General features: G+C 54.7%; 15 protein-coding genes and 1 tRNA gene. 8 read left to right on the top strand and 8 right to left on the bottom strand.

Annotated features, from left to right (window positions below; translation table 11 throughout):
* Nucleotides 1–452 precede the first annotated feature (452 nt).
* On the bottom strand, nucleotides 453–971 hold the full coding sequence (locus tag ACMGFH_RS10020; protein ID WP_415382962.1) for a hypothetical protein: 519 nt from the start codon (nucleotides 969–971) through the stop codon (nucleotides 453–455).
* A 184-nt stretch (nucleotides 972–1155) separates the two neighbouring features.
* Between ACMGFH_RS10020 and ACMGFH_RS10015 the strand changes: the two genes are divergently transcribed.
* Nucleotides 1156–1401 (top strand): helix-turn-helix domain-containing protein, encoded by a 246-nt coding sequence (locus ACMGFH_RS10015; protein ID WP_415382961.1) that lies wholly within the window; start codon nucleotides 1156–1158, stop codon nucleotides 1399–1401.
* 261 nt (nucleotides 1402–1662) lie between these two features.
* A complete protein-coding gene (locus ACMGFH_RS10010) occupies nucleotides 1663–2304 on the top strand; it encodes a hypothetical protein (protein WP_415382959.1) in 642 nt (213 codons plus the stop codon).
* Nucleotides 2305–2308: 4 nt separating this feature from the next.
* On the opposite strand, the gene ACMGFH_RS10005 is transcribed toward ACMGFH_RS10010, so the two are convergent.
* Genes ACMGFH_RS10005 through ACMGFH_RS09995 form a run of 3 tightly spaced genes read right to left on the bottom strand, consistent with a single transcriptional unit; the run spans nucleotide 2309 to nucleotide 5229 of the window.
* On the bottom strand, nucleotides 2309–3052 hold the full coding sequence (locus tag ACMGFH_RS10005) for a hypothetical protein (protein WP_415382957.1): 744 nt from the start codon (nucleotides 3050–3052) through the stop codon (nucleotides 2309–2311).
* A gap of 8 nt (nucleotides 3053–3060) precedes the next feature.
* The gene (locus ACMGFH_RS10000) at nucleotides 3061–4005 is read right to left on the bottom strand and encodes a hypothetical protein (RefSeq protein WP_415382956.1); all 945 of its coding nucleotides are present in this window, start codon (nucleotides 4003–4005) and stop codon (nucleotides 3061–3063) included.
* Between the two features lie 3 nt (nucleotides 4006–4008).
* Nucleotides 4009–5229, bottom strand: a complete 1221-nt coding sequence (locus ACMGFH_RS09995; RefSeq protein ID WP_415382955.1) for a hypothetical protein — start codon at nucleotides 5227–5229, stop codon at nucleotides 4009–4011.
* Nucleotides 5230–6031: 802 nt separating this feature from the next.
* Here ACMGFH_RS09995 and ACMGFH_RS09990 point away from each other — a divergent pair.
* The gene (locus ACMGFH_RS09990) at nucleotides 6032–6610 is read left to right on the top strand and encodes a hypothetical protein (protein ID WP_415382953.1); all 579 of its coding nucleotides are present in this window, start codon (nucleotides 6032–6034) and stop codon (nucleotides 6608–6610) included.
* Here the strand turns inward: ACMGFH_RS09990 and ACMGFH_RS09985 are convergent.
* Nucleotides 6607–7206, bottom strand: coding sequence for a site-specific integrase (locus tag ACMGFH_RS09985; protein WP_415382951.1), 600 nt, complete (start codon nucleotides 7204–7206; stop codon nucleotides 6607–6609). The genes ACMGFH_RS09990 and ACMGFH_RS09985 overlap by 4 nt on opposite strands.
* A 554-nt stretch (nucleotides 7207–7760) precedes the next feature.
* Here ACMGFH_RS09985 and ACMGFH_RS09980 point away from each other — a divergent pair.
* Nucleotides 7761–8273: a hypothetical protein gene (locus ACMGFH_RS09980; RefSeq protein WP_415382949.1), complete on the top strand. Its 513-nt coding sequence runs from the start codon at nucleotides 7761–7763 to the stop codon at nucleotides 8271–8273.
* Nucleotides 8274–8794: 521 nt separating this feature from the next.
* On the opposite strand, the gene ACMGFH_RS09975 is transcribed toward ACMGFH_RS09980, so the two are convergent.
* Nucleotides 8795–10861 carry an ATP-binding protein gene (locus ACMGFH_RS09975; protein WP_415382947.1) on the bottom strand — a complete coding sequence of 689 codons (2067 nt, stop codon included), beginning with the start codon at nucleotides 10859–10861 and terminating at the stop codon, nucleotides 8795–8797.
* 199 nt (nucleotides 10862–11060) lie between these two features.
* On the opposite strand from ACMGFH_RS09975, the gene ACMGFH_RS09970 reads away from it, so the two are divergent.
* Nucleotides 11061–12458 (top strand): hypothetical protein, encoded by a 1398-nt coding sequence (locus ACMGFH_RS09970; RefSeq protein WP_415382945.1) that lies wholly within the window; start codon nucleotides 11061–11063, stop codon nucleotides 12456–12458.
* A 7-nt stretch (nucleotides 12459–12465) separates the two neighbouring features.
* Nucleotides 12466–13311: an HNH endonuclease gene (locus tag ACMGFH_RS09965; protein ID WP_415382944.1), complete on the top strand. Its 846-nt coding sequence runs from the start codon at nucleotides 12466–12468 to the stop codon at nucleotides 13309–13311.
* 209 nt (nucleotides 13312–13520) lie between these two features.
* Here ACMGFH_RS09965 and ACMGFH_RS09960 read toward each other — a convergent pair whose 3' ends face one another.
* Both ACMGFH_RS09960 and ACMGFH_RS09955 read right to left on the bottom strand, forming a co-directional pair.
* Nucleotides 13521–15155, bottom strand: a complete 1635-nt coding sequence (locus ACMGFH_RS09960; RefSeq protein WP_415382942.1) for a MarR family transcriptional regulator — start codon at nucleotides 15153–15155, stop codon at nucleotides 13521–13523.
* A gap of 93 nt (nucleotides 15156–15248) precedes the next feature.
* A tRNA-Phe gene (locus tag ACMGFH_RS09955) sits at nucleotides 15249–15322 on the bottom strand.
* 730 nt (nucleotides 15323–16052) lie between these two features.
* On the opposite strand from ACMGFH_RS09955, the gene ACMGFH_RS09950 reads away from it, so the two are divergent.
* Nucleotides 16053–17636, top strand: coding sequence for a DUF4397 domain-containing protein (locus ACMGFH_RS09950; RefSeq protein WP_415382940.1), 1584 nt, complete (start codon nucleotides 16053–16055; stop codon nucleotides 17634–17636).
* A 129-nt stretch (nucleotides 17637–17765) separates the two neighbouring features.
* Nucleotides 17766–18107, top strand: coding sequence for a hypothetical protein (locus ACMGFH_RS09945; protein ID WP_415382938.1), 342 nt, complete (start codon nucleotides 17766–17768; stop codon nucleotides 18105–18107).
* The last annotated feature ends 86 nt before the right edge of the window (nucleotides 18108–18193 follow it).

The raw sequence follows: 18193 nt of genomic DNA, 5'->3' as shown, positions 1-18193 counted from the left end.
CCAACGGGACGGCGTTAGTTCATCGTGTATGGATTCCATCGTCCGATGACAGGCCGGTTAGGCCGGCGACACCGGACCGGGAGGGAACCATCCCCAATTGCTAAGTATCTAGCGCTAGTAACAGCAGTTGGGAAGAACCCTTCCCGGTCCACCTTTCGTAACGTATGGCCGAGGCTTGGTGAGCACATCAGGCCATACGTTCGTTCTATACGACTGTGGAGAGTCATCGTTGTGATCTGTCGGGTTGGTTTGGGTCGTGTATCTCGTTCGTTTCGGGCGGATCTACTTAGTTCATGTCAACGATTGAATGAATGAGTCACTAGGTCATTCACTCATCGAGCGGCTGTTCGTTCGATAGGGAACTGCGGCAACGTTTCGTGCCCATCTACACAATGCAAATTCCAAACCATCATACTTCAAACCTGTTGTTAAGTTAATAAGTTATTAACTAATCAACCCTCGAAGGAAATAGATAGACCACGGGCAGGATCGTCTCTAATCGTCACCACTTCGTCTAGAAATTCGTCGAAGCCGAGTTCAGCTTCTTCATTGGTCTGTACGAGGTGGCGGTGGTACTGAGCCCGGATCTCGCGTTCGAAGTTTGGCGGGACTGAGAAGGTGGCAATTGGTGAGTCGTCAGATGGTCTCTCGGCTGGTGGAGACTCTGGACCCTGTTCCGAGTCAAGCGAATGAGTCGCTTCATCGCGTAGGCGGATGACAGCGTGTTCTAATCGCTGAACCGCCCTCTGTGGGTCGGGCTGTTTCCCAACCAGGTCGCTACGAGCGGGGTCGACGTACGTCGCGGCGACTTCGGCGGCTACGATTTCCGGGACACTGTCTCGCCCGAACTGGGTCTCGGAGAGTGGGAGCGCAGAAAGGGCGGTAGTTCCCAAGAATTCACGGCGGGACGGCTGGCTGTGGTCGGTTTCCGAGGCGATGCTTTCTTTCGTTTGAGTGTCGTCGGTTGGCATGGGTTCTGGTCCAAGAACCCGGCTCGGGTGTCTCTACCACCCGGGCATTTCCTACTGAAGGTGCCCAGATAGCCGAGTTCTTAGACCATACATTGAAGCATGTATGGATAAGTCTTGCCCATACATTGTATAATGTATGGTGGTTCGGGGGTCACGACCGAAATCACCATGCGGAGAGAAATTCATGGACCAGTTGATGCCCGGTAAGGACCGAGATGAGGAGACAGGTAAATACACGACGAGTTACACTAACGAGGAATTTCTGGAAGCCGTCGGTGAGCTCGGTCCGGGTGCTGGAACACAGGCGATTGCCGAAGAGATTGGGTGTGATAGAGATACTGCGTATCGACGGCTCAAATCCTTGTACGACGAGGGTTATCTCGAAAGTAGGAAAGTGGGCATGACCCGCTTGTGGCGACTCCCCGAATAGAATCCATTTCCCTTGATAAACTAATTGTAATTTGAGGGGTTTGGTATCCTGAATATAGGGGTTACAATCAGCACGGCGTATCCGCTTATTTCGAACGTACTGTATGAATTGGCCGGTAGGAGTGTATTGCAGGGTTTTGCTTCGTCTGCAGAGGGTGACGTAACAGTATTTCGACTGTTTCTGCGCCGTAGTCGGTGACCTGAAAGTATCTACGGTGGTTTTGCGATGGATATATTTGAGTGGTCTTATTTTAAGGTATTGATGGGTGGATTCAGTGTTTTCACAGGGTTTCTTTCGACTCTGTTTGCCACTCTTATTGGGGTTATAGTCGCATTTTTCAATGATCGGCAGATAAACAAGGCAAAAAAATATCAGCGGACAAGACAACATTTGCTATCCGTGCAAGAGGAGCTGAAACGAAACAGAGAAACTGTGAATCATAATATCGATGTGATTTCCCATCTCCAGAGTGAAAACGGCGGAAATACGTCTCATTACTCTATTGACGTTCTGTCTGATGATTCATGGCAAGCTGCACTCGAAGAGGGTGTGATCGATTCACTGGATACGGATCTATACAAGGATTTGAACGAGATCTATTATCAGGTAGAAGCGCTGAACGAGCTTATTCGCCGATTACGAACTGAATCGATTCATCCGTCACTTGGAGAGGAACTTGATAAGGGGGCATTCGACATGGAAATTTGGTCGATCACCGTGACGTACTGGGATGAAGATGCTGAAGAAATCCGGGAAGCGGATCTTGCAACAGTGATTAAAAAACGATCAAACAGTCTTGGTATCCGGATTGATGGGGTTTCTGATGAAATCAAGACTCAGTTGGATAAGTTAGAAGCAAGTAAAGAATCGGCAGAGAATCGGTCTCTCAAGCGGTTTCAGTGAGGCATCAGCGGACTCGCGGGGCTAACGTTAGTTCAGCGGTGTGACCGCCGTCTTCAGCAGTCAGTCGCAGTACCTGGTTTTCGTTCATCTGAACATTTACAAAATCAGTGTTGAACGATCCCAGGAACGACTCAATAATGTCTATACGGTATTTTTGCTCGAAATCATTTAGACTAATTTCGTCTCTGTTTACTGCCTCCATGACTTTCCCTTCACCGTGCACAGCGTCACTGACTGAAATCCAGAATTCGTCGCTAGTCAATTTGAGTTGAACGACGTTTGAGACGATGGACATCATTTCTAAATTCTCAACCAGTTCGCGTCGGTCGATAGAAGCAAGCGTCTCAAAGTCAGAGAGGCTCAAAATCGATTGGAATTCATCTTCTTGAAATAGGTTTAGCGTGAATGTAGTAGGAGTTGAGAACCAACTATCTCGAGCTTCTACTGAGAATTTGTCTTCATAGAATCTGATGTTGAGCCGCTCGGATTTAGAATTTTTAATCAAAGATGTAAGCACATCAGAATTGAATACCATTTCTTTGTCTTGCTTCACATCAAGTGATACTGCATCCGAGTCAGACAATGTATGTACGACTTGGAAAAGCTCAAAATGTCGCACGTACAGCTTCAACCTGTTCGGATTACTCATCGAAATCAGATTGAAATCCTCAAACGACTCTTCTTCCACCTCTGTAGACTGTTGAAGCCCGTTTAATGTGTTCCGCAGTTCCTGCCGGTCAATTTCCATTGACGCGATCATGCATTTTCACCGATTCCTAAGTCTTCGCGAACGTTCTCTAAGATCCGGCTTTGGTAGCGCGGTTCGTTGATGAAATTCTTCCGCTTCCACCGGTAGGTACTCTCATCGTTCCCTTTCTCGATGATTTTGAAGCGTCTTAACATACTGTAGAGGAAATCTCTCCAGAATTCTTCTTCCCTGGTTTCACGCCGAAGGTGCCCTAACACAGGAGGTTGACTCTCTGTCATAATTGTATCTACTTCGTCGAAGGTGAATTCGAGCTTATTTTCGCGGGAGCAGTGGTTCACAAGTTTCCTGACAAAAACAAATTTCAAAAATTCCGTGTCGGTCCGTCTACTGAACTGCAGTAGATCGGTCGCATTCGGATACGTTTTTAACTCATCAGATACTGCCCGTTCTAATCGTCTGTTTGAGTGGTTTCCACACTGCTTCTCTATGATTGATGAGCCGTTCGGACGGATAGTCCATACAATGATGTCGTTCTCAGATGCAGCTGAATCGATTACAGAACTGTACTTTGCATAGAGGGCACGGGGGATTAGCGCAACTACTTCCTGATTATTCGGTTCAAAATCATGGTCTCGAAAGGAAAGCCAGTCTGAAACTTCCTCAGATGCAATATCGTGATACTTGCTCAGAGATTCAATCTCGTCAGTCACCGAGTCCTCATGCCCTTCTACATACTTGTTGCCACCGTCCTTGATGTCCTCAAAGCACCGGATAGCGATGTGATGTGCATCCCCTTCCTCGTGGAATCCGGTAAGATCAGGGTTTAATTCCCCGTCATCAGTCTCATATTGCGGGTCCGGGTACCCACGATACCCGTGGTCGCAGAGTTGGTCTTGCCAGATGATCTCATGAGCATATAGAGCGTACAGTTGACTCCAGTAGATCGTGAACTCCTGATGCCAGGAATTCCCGTCATAATTGCTAACCGCCATAGATTACACCTCCATCGATTTCGGGTGTTCAATCTCGTATTCGACACGCGGATCGAACTTTTCCTTCAATTTCTGGAAAACATATACTAAGCCTGCTGCTGTAGCCGATCTTGGGCGTATATGTAGCGATGCACGTTCATCGCCATCATCATCTTCAACGGAAGTGAACAAGATTCGGTACTCCCCCTCGTCGAATGGCGTGTAAGTCTCTGCGAGGAATTCTAATTCGTCTCGCCACTGTATTACACCGTGGATTTTAACATCGTCTTGCCCGACCGTCAAGAGATTTGAGAGCGTGATACTTGCTTCCTGGTCGAAATCTTTCTCTTTGAATGTAATGTGGAGCTCGCCGCCAGGGTTGAAGTGAGTCGTGTCGACGATCCCGTTCTCCCTGCGGTGCGTCTCTCTTTCAGGAACAATTTCTGCGAGTTCGTCAAACAGACTATCTCTGATTTCAACCTCATCCAGCAGCGTGAATGTGGCTTCTGGGACTCCTGACCGGTGAACAACTTCCCCACGCTGGCGGATTGTCACGGACGACTGGAAATCTTCGTCTGCTGAGACACCGCCGTCACTGACTGTGCTTGATGATTTGTCGGGGTCATAGGTGAATCGAGACTGCGAGATTTCAGACTTATTGAGAAGATCCTCTTTCACTCCCTGCTTGAATGCTGTATCAACCAACCAGCCAGGGGTCTTCACATTGAATTCGATCTCCTTTTCGACAAACTCCTCAATGTTCTCTTTGTAGTAGTCTCTCAGGCTCTCCGGGATTTCTGACCCGCGTTCATAGACCCAGTACGGATCCCATCGACGTTCAATATTAACTGATTCTTCTTCTCGCGAAAATTCCTGATACAAGTTATCTACCACGTCGCTTTCAAGTTGCGCTGGTAGAATCCACCCGACCTTCTTGTGAGCCTTAGACAATTTATTCCGGTTGGCTTGAGAGAGTCCAGTGCTTGAGTATACGACGAACCATTTCTGATTGTCTAACTCCCAAAACAAAATCGGGGCATCTCCAATCCGAATCAAATGGCCGTCCCCTTGGATGCTATTATGCTTGGAGATATCGACTGTTCCGAGGGACGATTTGAGAAACTCTACTGTTAAGTCTTCAGACAACCGTTTCGATGAAAAATAAAAATCGAAATATAGGTATCCAGTGTCTCCTTGGTCAACCAAGTACGTCCGTATTGCCGATTTAATGTCCTGATCAAGCACGCCCAGTCACCAGTTGCTCACAGAGTTTATCTCTATCATCTTAATTGTTAAGCACTGGACATCCTGTATTTCGGAAAGTTTCAGAGCGCAATGAGGGCACGGCAGTTGGCTATCCTTGCTCTCGGATTCAAACTGGTTCTCATTGGGTTATTAGTTTAGCCGGGGTTCTGTGACTGAAGATTTTAAATCGATAGCGATGTGTCCTTTCTATATCAATTCATATTCTCATCGGTTGCCGAAATATCAATAACCGATGTGCGCCCTGTATCCTGCCAAACCGTATCATTGGCGGTACGATTTCAATAGTCCTATCCAGTTGGTCTTCCCCGAGGACGACATCTAACGACCACCCTCGAAGGGGGTGGTTGAGGGTATTCAATACCCCTTCGAACACCCCCCTCGAAGCAAACTTCTGTGTCGCTTCAGGGTGCTGAGAGTGTTCATCTGTAAATCAACGCTGACTGAGGGGGCAGACCACCCATCTGAGGGGGTCTCACCCGGGGGTTGGCCACCTCCTTCCCCGCCTGGTCGTGCTGGTCCCGGCCTGAGTAGCCGGTACGACCACCCGGAACTCGCCCCCTCGTGCCCCCGGTCGATTCCGCGTTTCTGCTGTCCTTGAGGCACTCAATACCACTATCCTTGGTCAGTGGATAGAACGGGGTCATGCGACCACCAACAATCGAGGGGTACTTCGGGGGTGGCCGTTCTCTGGATCCTGTGCTGGTTCAGGGTGCTTGTTGGTACCTTCTGGCTGGTCTCGAACTCCGTCACTTTTCGACCAGTGGACTACCCCCCTCTGAAGATGCCACACAGCACTCCCAACATGTGGGTTACAGTACCCCGCTACCAGTATATCTCTATGGCCCGGTTCCCGAATGCAGAGGAGTCCGAACACAGTCAACCGGAGCAGCCCCCTGAATCGACAGAGAATCGGTCACTAGAGGAAGAGCTGGGGGAGACGGTCGTAAATCATCTCAGGGAGTCTCCCGCCGTTCAAGTTTGGTACACTGGTGAGACTATTCAGATAGAGCAGGTCGAGCGCGAGATCGAACGGCAACGAACAGCGACAGATAGCTCTGCTTCGCCCCCACAGAGCACAGATCAAAATCGCACGACGGCGCCTATAGAGCTAGCGAGAGAACAGCCGTCGAATAGAGATAGCGCACTACCCAGCGATGGGGGCGCTCACCCACAGCGAGCGAACGGGATTTCGAACGTTCAAAATCTCACAGAGAAGCAGGCCAAAGTTCACCTACTCCTTGAACAGACCGGCGGTGAGATCTCGACCAGTGAGTTAGCGGAGCGCGCCGGATACTCCAGTAAGAGCGGAGCCCACAGCGCGAAAGAGAAGTGGCTCGATGAGACTGCTCCAGACGATTAGGAAAGTGAGACCCCATCAAATTCTTCGTTCACTACCTCTGCTGTAGGCGCGTTCAAGTACGGCTCCACAGCTGAGAACGATGACCAGCCGCCGACTTCCATCACCACGCGCGGATTCATTCGCTCTCGCACGAGCAGCGTCTGCGCGTAGTACCGACGGAGATCGTGGCTCGATACCTTCTCCCAGTCTGAGTCCCCGGTGTCTTCGGCGACCTGTTCGGCGGTTGCCTTCACACGCCGCTGCACGGAGCGCTCGCTCAGGTCGACTATCGGTTCGTCGCGAGCGATGTCCTCGACGTTGGCGTAGCGTAGGAGTTCACTCTCGACTCTCTCAGGAAGGTAGGCGTCACGGGGCTTCCCACCGCTCCCTTCGGTGTCCTTCCCCTGGGGAACGCGGAGACGAGCGTGGCCGTCGACGTGCTTGATGTGTTCCGGATGGATCTGCGGGATCTCGAAGGACCGGAGTCCGACTTCGCCGCCAAGCTGGACGATGAGCGAGTCGCGGTAACTCCCGGCGGTCTGCTTCAGCGTCTTGTACTCTTCGGGCATGAGCCAGCACCGATACGAGTGGTGGTTCTCGTTCCGCTCGATTCTCATGGATAGTTGTCCATGACAAGTCCGACATCATAAACCACCGTTTGGGTCGGATCCCCCGGCGAACAGCCGGGTATCGAGTGATCCGTGTCGTAGTTCTTCAAGAACTGAGTCATAACTCTCTGAGTTCTGGGAGAATGGGTTCTCACCTCTCGTAAAACCCATTCCCAGCTATGGATGCATTCTGCAAACTGCGGAACACAAGATTCGGGGAATGTTGTTAACTGCAGTCAACAACATGGCTTACACCATGGAGTTCTTCAACAACTGTTCCATTGCACGACCATGTGAGAACTAACGCTTCCTGGATGAAATCACGGGACTAATCATAGAGAATAACTAGACTGCAATATAATGATCACTGTCAGTGCCTATCCTGCAAGGTGTTGAGTCCTATCGCGAAGAAAGTATTTCCGGAATTCGTGGAGTATTTGTATCTAGAATGAGTACCGGAAAGCGATGAGTGACCGTCACGCGGGCTGTACAATATTTGCCCATTTAGTACAGCTGGGGCCAATATTTAAGTACACACCCGAAGAAATACCGGGTGATAAACCATGACAAATATCGACGGAAAAACAATCATTGGTGGCGCCGCCCTCCTCGGAGCAGCTGCCGCTATCGATTCTGCTCGGCGGGTTACAAATGATATTGATGAGGGGAGGAAACAAAAGCAACTCTCAGAATTAATGGCCAAGACGGAGGATGAGATCTACATAACCACTGATCTTGACTGCTTCGATAATGAGAGAAAAATATTTGATTCGATAGCAGATGCTGCTCAACGAGGTGTGGAAGTTACAATTAAGTTCGATCCTCGTGCTGAAGACCACCTTCATAGAGAGGAGTATTCTAAACTTCGAAATTTAGCCCAAAGCAATGAAAACGTCCATCTCAGCGAGGCAGCGTCAGAGCTAGATCGGCATTACATGGTGTTTGATCAGAAGTATGTCCGGATGGACGAACATGACTTCCGTGATTTCGGAGAATCTGGATCCCCCGGTATCATCCTAAAGAACGATCCTGAGAAGGCGGAGTTCGTCCGCAATAAGATTCGTCACGAAGTTTAGGATATATCGGTATATTTTTACTGCATAGGAATCTCAAGAGCAGTTGATGATTCCCGCCGGTAGATTGCTTACATACAGTGTTGTAGCTTTCACTCTGTTTTTCAGCTCATGGGAATATATGCTCAAAATCAGAAATGAAGAAGTGCCATTTTTCCTAGAAATCTTTTCCGGAATGCTACGGAAGAAGCATTTGATGCTGTTTTCTTTCCTTTTTATTCTCCCTCCCCCACTGATCTTGTTGGATGAATATACCACGTATGTTTTACGTCCAATATATTTACTGATCTTAACTGCCGGCACGGTAGCTACGACTGTGTATCTTATTGGGGTGACTGGTTGCGCAAGTTATCGTGATAGGAGGTACTCATTGCTGGATTATTTCCCAATCTCAAAACTCAAAGATCTATTGGTGTGGATCAAATCTAAATCCGATAGATAGCTGAATTGTAGTCTTGTTCTCTATCCATCTCACTTGTGATTAACTTATGTCTCCCAACTAGTCAATGTTTCTTAGATGGGGGTCAATTATCTGTGGCAACTCCTACAATCTCCTTGTATCTTTCAACGATTCGACGAAGTTTCTCTTCTGGGGTGGCAGCGTCAAGAGGAATTTCGCCGAGTTCGTCCATAGATGTCAGCGATGCGTATCCTTCCACCATTCGAGTGACAGTCTCGTACTCGGACTCATCCTCGTGAGCCGCCGCTGTGATCGTACTCTCGTTTGCCGCAATGAATTCGGATAGTGATAGATCACTGGAGTCGTTTGTTGATGGCGTTTCAGAGGGCGTCTCCGCGTTATCTACTTCGCTTTCTTCGGATGCTTCCTCAGGCAACGCCCCGTGTTCGTACAGGTGCTTGTCTTCTGGTGGCAGGTGTACTTTTTCGGGTAACTCCTCTGGATCTCTCCCTGCAAACTGATACAGCTGTTGAAGGTAATACGGCTGCTCCCATGGCTTTATACCTGTATACCGGAATGACTCATCTGCTTGTGCATGCCGACGAGCAAGTTTTTCTAGCGTTCCCATGCGTGCATCCACGTCGATATCCACATCGGGCAGCTCGTCTTTTTCTATCTGAACTGGTTCATCCCAGTACCGGGACTCAGCATCGTAGAGGGAATCGAACCTGTCCTGAAGGAAGCCCTTTGTCTCGTCGTATTGCTCGACGGCTACATCTGTGTCGAGGTCTTCATGCTGAAGACCGTGATATGCAGGCCGATGACGAGGCTCTATCGCGTCTGCGCACGAGAGACAAAGCTTCGCATGTCGCTTCGTCGTCTGCTTAAAGGCCTCTAGTTCTTCGAGTTCGTAGTATCGTCCCGAACGCTTGCCGCCAGGATGATCGCGAACATCTTGATTCTCACTATAGTCCAGCAGTTCGATTTGTCCGCCATTGCTAGCGAATGTCTGTTCGGCAGGGTACGCCTCACTCATTGGGGTCGGGACACGGTGGACATCTGCCAGATGCATATACATCAGTCCCGTCCGACCGATGCGCTTCTTAATCTCCTTCGTCGTATCGCTCCCGTCCCGCAACGTAGTCTTATTGTTCTCCGTGGGTACGTCACGGGGCGAATCCAAGGAACGCACTAATACGAGGATAACAAGCCGCCCATGTCGTTCAGACCGAAACTGATTGAGTCCATTAGGGAACCCGAATCCGGCCTCGTAACTGGTTTCGCCATCGAATATTTTCCGACCATTCGCGTACAAATGAACCCCTGGCTTGGGGTGTTTCGTACGAGAGAGTCCGCAAATTATGTCTAACCGGACGCGTCCCATTGTAGTTTCGTTTGCCAACTTGAATGATTGGTACGCACGTGGGTGGGCGCTATCGAAGTTTAAATACGACCAGTCCACTGAAACGTCCGCAGTTACGGACTCGCGCTTATTGTCCACTTCGTCGACGATCGTCATGTCGACATCAAGATCTGGGATATTTTCTGCCCATGAAACTGCGTTCGTGTCGACGAGATAGAGTTCATACGTCGTTGCTAGAAGATCGGCAAGTGTGTCGTATTCACCGTAAAGGTCATGACTGTCGATAGTGAGGTCTTCGATGCGTACGACTGTCTCCCCCGGGTCAAGTCCATCATATTCATAATAATCAAGGCTCCAGTCGTCGGCCTGGATGTACTCCTCGTCAATGTAGTAGGCGTATCCCTGATCAGCACCTTCTGCCCGGCTGGCTAACATGACGCTCTGTCCGATGGAAAGAGAAGCCTCAATCGCACCGACGCCCGCCCAGCCGATGCTATCGGGAAGCAAATAGCCTTCTTCGTCTGCTTGTCGCGATGCGCCGAGTGTAAGCCAGACATCTAATGAGTCTTCAGGAATTCCCCCGGAACCGTCTCGCACTTCGACGTAGTCCTCGCCGAGGACGAGCTCAATGTCGGTGGCTGTCAGGTCGTTCACACGGGCAGCGTCGATACTGTTGTCACATAACTCCAGGATTGCGCGGTCCGGATCCAGTGTCGAGAGACTCAATAAAGCCGTTTTTTCCGGCGCGCCCGGAATTTCACCGACCTTCGAGCGAAAGCCTGCTGGACGTTCAGAGGCGCCTGTGTTGTTCGGCGTGTCGTCGGTCATGCTGTATTATACAGACTTCTATTTCCCCCATCAGCATAAATCACCCTGTATCTGTATAATACAGGCGTTCGAAGGTTTTGGTACGTCCACACCTGCACAGTTAGTATCGAACACTCGAATATAAATCGTGTTTTGAAGGGTTTCTGTATGCTGAGCGAGTAAGATTTATAGCGGTACAACTCTTCGGTTCGACTGCAACATGAGTTCAACCACTCTACAGGCTCTCAAGATCCAGCAAAAACCGGGTGCCCCCACGATGTACTCCACGGTAGTCGACGCCGCGGAGACTCTCGAATGGGCCGACGTCCCCCGCAAGAAGGACGACTTCATGGCTGGATACCAGCGTGATCTTAACGAGCGCTACGACGACATCAAGGACTACCTCACGACGGCCGACCAGAACATCATCCCCGGAGCCGTTCTCATCGGCGTCGACGAAGACGCTGTTAGTATCGATGAGGATGGGGACGTCGTGACGCTCACTATCGAACACAACCAGCACGAGTCCGACGAACTGATCCAGGCGCAGTACGAGGCGTTTTACGAGCGTCTCAGCGACGAGGAGCAAAGGTTCGTCGATGGGGAGATCAGCAATGACCCGGCCGACCACGAGAACGGGAGTCTCCCTGCGTCGCATCTCGCCGAGCTCACCAAGGAACTCAAGCAGGCCTCAGAGGACTGGGACAGCCTCAGCGACGATCGGCAGGAAGCCGTCTCCGACTACGTGGAGGGTCTCGCGGTGCCAGGCAACATCATCGACGGGCAGCACCGGCTCTGGGGCGCGAAGGAGGTCACGAAGTTCGACGTCGACTTCCCCGCGGTCATCATCCCTGGCCTGACAGACCCCGAGGAGGTTTTCCAGTTCTACGTCCTCAATAGCACGGCGTCACCGCTCAGCCGCGACCAACTGCACGCGGTCATCAGTACGTCGCTGTCAAACGGTGAACTGGAGGTGCTGTTCAAGCGCTTCAAGCAGACAGGCGTTCACGCTCGCGAGGCGAAACTCTCGTACCGGCTCCACCGCCGTGACGACTCACCATTCCAGCACATGGTAGACTTCGGTCTGCCCAACAGTCAGGGGATCATCAAGGAGAGCATCTCGTTCAACCTCGTGAAGTCGTTCGTCAAGCCCAACACCTCGTACAAGCGGCTGTATGACGGCGTAGACGACTGGGAGCAGGACCCCGACTATGACTACCGACTGAAGGTGTTCCTCACCTTCTGGAACGCCGTGACGGACGAGTATTCCGATGCGTGGAATACGGCCCGCGAACCTGATGCTACCGACGTCGAGCGGCAGATCACCCAGAAGATCGCGCTGGATACCCTGCAGGAATTCCTGCTCGACCGTCTCAAACTCCTCAGCACGCCGGTGATGGGTGGCCGCAGTGCCGATACCATGTTCGCCGACCTCGACGCGGTCGATGAAGGTGTTCGCATGGTATTGGCTGACCTACCCGAGGAGTTCTTCACCCGCGAGTGGACCGAATCGAGTCTCAACACGCACCAGGGTCGGGAGTTCTTCCGCGAGCAGATGGAGAAGGCCTCTAACGACCGCCAGATCGGCTCGATGAAACTGTTCAAGCAAACAAAGTAACTGCTACATGAGTCTCGATTCACTCGAACTGGCCTACTACCGTCTCTTTCTCTCGCCCGAGAGCGACGCGAAGGTCGCTGAACTCGATCACGCACCGCAGGCGCAGACACACATCGAGCAGGTGCTGGACGCACACATAGAGATCTCGGAGCGATACCGGACAGAACTACAACTCCGACTAGCAGTCCATCTCTCGCCGCCAGAGGCAATCGAATACGACCCCATGGGGCGACATTCGCGGGCGACCCTCATCGAGGAGTACATGACCGAAACGCTGGGCTTCGACGCTGATCACCCTGACGTCCACCCGATCGCCCAGCGTGTCGCAACGCTACTCGACCACTGGGAGAGCGGGAGTTCCGGCGGCACAGACTGGCAAAAAGACGAATTACTCCGTGAGCAGGGGGGCCGGTGTGCGCACTGTCATGCACCGCTTGACGACGTACCCGTGACCCTAACCCGCGACGACCCCTACAAGCCGTACGGGAACGGGATCGGCCATCGCACTGAAGTGGACCACATCGAGGCGGCCTCGATGTTCGGTACTGATGACCTCGATAACCTTCAGGCGACGTGCCAACTCTGTAATCGAGGGAAGAATAACGACCTCACCATACCCGCCGAGACAGAGTTCGAGTACGCCCCGAACCCGATCAATGCTGTGCCGGCGTTCTACCGCGCCCGGATGGTTTACCACGTCATCAAACAGGGCAAACGTGAGTGTGCACGTTGTGGTGGGCGTGAACATGAACTCACGATTCGACCGGTCAACAACAACGGACCCTACGTGCGGTCGAATATGGAGCCAGTCTGTGTCTCGTGTCTCGGGTGGCTCAACGCTACCGCGAGATAAACAAGCGACTGACGCTATGTGGCTGGCGACTTTTCGTCCCTATCCTGTTTGATTCTTGCTTAAGTGTGTCCCTAAGGGGACGAGATCAAAACACAGCCCACCCCCTCGGCACCCCCCGCGGGGGGTGGTCGGCTTGAGATCCGGGTGAAAACAGCGAATGTTACCGGGAATTAGCCCCGGTCCATAGTGTTGCCACTACTCGGGTCGCTTCAGTCGAGGAGTCGCCAGGCCGTCGTTGCGAATGATTTCACGTCGGATGTCGAGAGGTAGTTACCCTTCGAACCAACGTCTTCCCTGTAGCGGACCTTCGCCATCCGATACCGCTCTTCCGGCATGTTGGCGGAAGTCCAGAGATCGAAGCCTTCTCGCAACTTCTTCCTGATGTCGTCGACCTTGCCGAAGTCGAGTTTCAGATCACCGCCGTCTCGATCCTGCACATCGATATCATGCTTCGCCGCCCAAGCGATGAACGCGCTCGTCGATTCGTCAACGCCACGTTCGGCGGCTTCCATCGCCTTCGCTCCCGCCTCTGCTGCCCGCCTCGTCGCTTCTTTCGCCTCTTTCACAGCATCGTGAACGAGATCGGCGATGTACTTCGAGCGCAGAGAGACGCTTCCGTATTCCCGCTCCACCAGCTCCGGGATGCGGTCGAGTGCCCGCCGGACACTCCCCGGATGCCGATCCGCCTCTTCGGCAATCTCCTGCGGACTGATCTCGCCCCCGTCAGTCACGAGGACCTGAAGAGCATCCCACGCAGTCGGTGCGAGCCCGTCCGCGATGTGCTTGATGACGACGGACTCTTGGCGATGCTTGATCTGCGTGAAGTCGAGCTCCACCACGTCTCGATTTCGGTTCGATTCTTCCGCGCTGAAATACGCGTCCTCGACGTAGGTGCCCATCCCGGTTTGAAGAGGGACTCCGGCTTCTGCGAGCACACTGAACAGCGTCTCTTCCAACTCGACGGTGAGCTGTTCAAGAGCGCTGGCGGATGCACCGAGCTGGTCATCCCAGAATGACTTCTGGTAAGACACCCCCACCTTGGGATGCGAAAGTGCGCGGCCGCTGTCTAACCCGGCCGCTTCTTTCGCGTAGTAGTGCTTGATCTCTTTCGGGAGTTCGTGCTCAGGGAACGCCTCGCGGATACGTCTCGGGCCGAGCGTGGCCGTGTGATAGTATCCAGGCTGATTCCGGCCCCGTTCGTCGCTGTCGTACTGGACAAGCTTACGACGGCCCTGCCGGTCGTTTTCGAGCAAGTGCCCCAGCTGTGCGATTGGGCCGTCGCGGGCGTGGACTGAGCCGCTTACGCCCTCGTGGAGACGGACGTACCGCTCCGCGTCGAGAATCGTCGAGAACTCATGGAGTTGCCGGAAGTAACCGGGACTTATTCCCACTGACGCTGCTGCCTTCCGAATCAGCGGCTGGTAGCGCTCGAACTCAATGTTCGAACCTTGGATATGGAGGTTGACTCCCTCGTCGAGGTCGTCGGGGACAGAGATCGATTTCCCGTTCTTGCTCTCCATCCCCTGCCAGCGGGGGGCGATGTGGGCGTGCAGCGAGCGCTCGCCCACCTGGTCGTAGCAGCTGTGGATGTAGAGGTCGAACTCGCGCATCTCGTCCAACTCGAATGAGGTGCCCGTCGGGAGCGTCGCGCCGGGATGAGCAAGTCCAGAATCTCGATACGAGAGTGACGCTTCCCACTCTTCGCTCTCGTACTGGAAGGTCGCGCGCTGGCTCCCGCCGCCTTCCTTCACCCGCCGGTCGCACGCGAAGAACGGGGACAGCCCGTGCTCCGCGAACAGGAAGTGCGCGGCGAACTCGTGAGGCGCGGTCTCTACCAGCTGCAACCGCGCTCACCTCCGTTAACGCAAGACGTCGATAGACGAGACGTAGGGGTTCCTACGGGGGTTGTCGTTCCGGCATGTAAACCGAGAAGGGTATGCCGCCTCCCGGATTTGAACCGGGGACAGCTCGATCTTCAGTCGAGTGCTCTCCCAGTCTGAGCTAAGGCGGCGCGCCGTCGTGCGCATCTCCGACTGCGAGGAGGGGAGAAAAAAGGATTTCGAAAGACGGCCCGGATACGTCGGCTGATTGACGGCACGTTCGGCCCGGCCGTTCGACTCACCGGACAGGTCAGTGACACGGATTTCACCCCGGCGGACGAGTCGACCGAGACACGCGAGATCCCGACGAGGAGTGAGAAAACACCTTCGCCCAATCTGGGCGGAAAGATGAGTAGGATGACTTGGGACCCAATTGCGGACGATCAGTCGTCGATCGCGCCTACGATCCGGTCCGCGTCGAATGGCCATGGAGATAGACGCCAGAGCCGAGACGGGCACGAAGCGGGCTGTGGCGAGTAACTACGGTAACGGCGCGGATAGCTCGACCTTTCGCGCCGCTTCGCTGTCGAAACGGGCGAAACGGGCGAAACGAACGGTGGATTAACATCACTACACAGTCATGTCCGGACGAAAACAGTCTGCTCGGTGAGAACGGATGGATTCGATTCCCAGTGGTAGACGGTTCCACCGACGGCAACGGAAGTCTGTGGTTTCGATCGTGATAACAGTCGCAGACTGAGTGTCCGCCGACCGTTCCGCGATCGGACATAGTCGCGGAAATTTGCAGTTTCCGTTATCAGATTCGTCGGTCATGTAGCTGAACGTGTAATTGTTCTCACTAACAAAGGCTGTCGAGGTCCACGGTACGAACGCATGAGTCCGAATGTCACCAGACGGCGAGTGATACAGGGAGTCGGCGCGCTCGGCGTCGCGGGCGTCGCCGGGAACGCCCTCGTGTCGGCGTCCGGCGATTCCGCCGCCGTCCAACAGGACGGAGCGGCGCTCCGCGTCGCCCACGCGTCACCCGACACACCGAGTATCGACGTCACCCTTCGGTCGGCGGAGGGAGATGCAACCGACACGGAGACGGACGGCGGAGCGGGCACTGAGACGGCCGTCGGCGGGGACGGCCCGCTGGTCGATGGGCTTGAGTTCGGGAACGTAAGTAGTTACAACGAGGTAGACCCCGGGACCTATCAGATCCGGATCGTCGCCACGGAGAGCACCGGGTTCCTCGAGGGGATCTTCGGCGAGGCGGATGAGCGCGTCATCTACGACGAGGAAGTCGAACTGGAGGAGGGGACCACCTACACCGCGGTGGCCTACGGGAAACTCAGGGAGACAGCCCTCGGTGAGACGTCCACCGAGACGGACACGCCGGGTCTCGGCGAAGAGACGCCCACAGAGACCGCGGCGACGCCGACCGACGGCGAGGACACGTCCACCGACGAGGCGGAGACGCCGGGTCTCGGCGAGGAGACGCCGACGGCGACGACCGAAGGCGGGGACGCCGACGGAGAAGTCGTCATCGACCGGCTCGCCTACGGCGAACACGAGTCGTTCACCGCCGAGGCCGGCGACTACACACTCGAGTTCCGTGAAACGACCGCCGCGGGGGAAGACACCGTCGGTGCGGAGACGCCGACTGACGACGCTGCTACCCCGACCGACGACGGCGTGACGGGAAGCGGGGAGGCGTCGGACGACGACCGGCCGCTGACGGTCGCACTCCTCGAAGACGACCTCTCCGCGCCGGGCGATTCCGCCGCGGAGGATGAGGAAACGACCGCTGGTGCGGAGACGCCCGACGGGACGCCCACTGACGGGGGCGCGATCGGCCAGGAGACGGCGACCGAGACCGACGGCGCGAGTCCCGCCGGCGAGGAGACCGAGACAGACGGTGCGGAGCTGACGCGGATCCGCGTCTTCCACGCGGTCCTGGACGCCGACGCGCTCGAGGTCGTCGCGGTGCAGGACGGCGGCGACGGCGGCGGCATCTTCGGCGGTGGCGACGGGGAAGGCGAGACGGAGACCGAAGCCGCGACGCAGACCCCGACCGCGGATGGTGCCGCGGAGGGCGACGCGGAAGAGACGACGACCGCCGGCGCGGAGACCGAAACCGACGCCGGCGACGAGGGTTCCGTCCAGGAGGCCCAGATCTCTCCCGAAGCGGGCACCGCGTACAGCGGGTTCGCCGTCGGGTACTTCGACCCGTCGGCGGCGGAGACCGGCGAGCAGACCCCGACGGACGAGGGGGCTCCCACCGGCGGCGAAGCGACCGACACCGACGCCGAGGGCGCCGGACAGACCGAAACGGCGGCTACCGAGACGGTGGTGGGAACCGAGGAGATCGCCGAGGAGGGGACCGAGGAATTCCAGTTCGTCGTGGCCGAAGACGCGACCGACGGCGAACGAGCGGACGGCGGGAGCGACGACGGCGGTATCCTGCCGGAACAGTCGGCACCGGAGGCACCGTTGGACTGACCGCCGCCTCCGGCAGTAACACGATTCCGTACTCTCCTTTCCTGCTCGGCATTCGTCGAGTGGTCGATCCGCGCAAACGCATCGACTGTGACGGATGACTTACAAGGGCGCGGCACCCGATAGGCAGGTATGGAGCTGTCCGAGAAACTCGGTGATCGCGGTCGACTCGCTCGCGTGGTTCTCACCGCCGTCCTGGTGATCGTCGCGATCCAGTCGTTCAGGAAGCAAAAGCGAACGCGCGGCGTGCTGGCGGGAGTCGGCGCGGCCGCACTCGGCTACAGCGTGTCGAGCGGCTCGGCCGAGCCCGACGAGGTGATCGAAAGCATCGGTACCGGAGTGATGGACGAGGGCGACGAGAGCGGCGAACTGCGCTGCGCGTACTGTGGAGAGCCCATCGTTCCGGGAGAGCGGCGGACGCCGAACGAAAACGGCGAAACCGTCCACGAGGCCTGTCTCGAAGCGACCGCGTGAGTGCATCCCTCACCCGGGCCAGACGACATCGCTCGTCCCGCCGGAGGGGGCGTCGACTCGAGGATGGGTCGGAATAGCCCGAGCGG

The organism is Halosimplex rarum (genome assembly GCF_047715405.1).
Lineage (GTDB): Archaea > Halobacteriota > Halobacteria > Halobacteriales > Haloarculaceae > Halosimplex > Halosimplex rarum.
The sequence above is the reverse complement of the archived record's forward strand: the minus strand, read 5'-3'. Positions and strand labels throughout refer to the sequence as shown.

Excerpts from the sequence above, each read along its gene's own strand:
- ACMGFH_RS10020 (WP_415382962.1), bottom strand. The coding sequence starts at position 971 with ATGCCAACCGACGACACTCAAACGAAAGAAAGCATCGCCTCGGAAACC.
- ACMGFH_RS10015 (WP_415382961.1), top strand. The coding sequence starts at position 1,156 with ATGGACCAGTTGATGCCCGGTAAGGACCGAGATGAGGAGACAGGTAAA.
- ACMGFH_RS10010 (WP_415382959.1), top strand. The coding sequence starts at position 1,663 with ATGGGTGGATTCAGTGTTTTCACAGGGTTTCTTTCGACTCTGTTTGCC.
- ACMGFH_RS10005 (WP_415382957.1), bottom strand. The coding sequence starts at position 3,052 with ATGGAAATTGACCGGCAGGAACTGCGGAACACATTAAACGGGCTTCAA.
- ACMGFH_RS10000 (WP_415382956.1), bottom strand. The coding sequence starts at position 4,005 with ATGGCGGTTAGCAATTATGACGGGAATTCCTGGCATCAGGAGTTCACG.
- ACMGFH_RS09990 (WP_415382953.1), top strand. The coding sequence starts at position 6,032 with ATGCCACACAGCACTCCCAACATGTGGGTTACAGTACCCCGCTACCAG.
- ACMGFH_RS09985 (WP_415382951.1), bottom strand. The coding sequence starts at position 7,206 with ATGAGAATCGAGCGGAACGAGAACCACCACTCGTATCGGTGCTGGCTC.
- ACMGFH_RS09980 (WP_415382949.1), top strand. The coding sequence starts at position 7,761 with ATGACAAATATCGACGGAAAAACAATCATTGGTGGCGCCGCCCTCCTC.
- ACMGFH_RS09975 (WP_415382947.1), bottom strand. The coding sequence starts at position 10,861 with ATGACCGACGACACGCCGAACAACACAGGCGCCTCTGAACGTCCAGCA.
- ACMGFH_RS09970 (WP_415382945.1), top strand. The coding sequence starts at position 11,061 with ATGAGTTCAACCACTCTACAGGCTCTCAAGATCCAGCAAAAACCGGGT.
- ACMGFH_RS09965 (WP_415382944.1), top strand. The coding sequence starts at position 12,466 with ATGAGTCTCGATTCACTCGAACTGGCCTACTACCGTCTCTTTCTCTCG.
- ACMGFH_RS09945 (WP_415382938.1), top strand. The coding sequence starts at position 17,766 with ATGGAGCTGTCCGAGAAACTCGGTGATCGCGGTCGACTCGCTCGCGTG.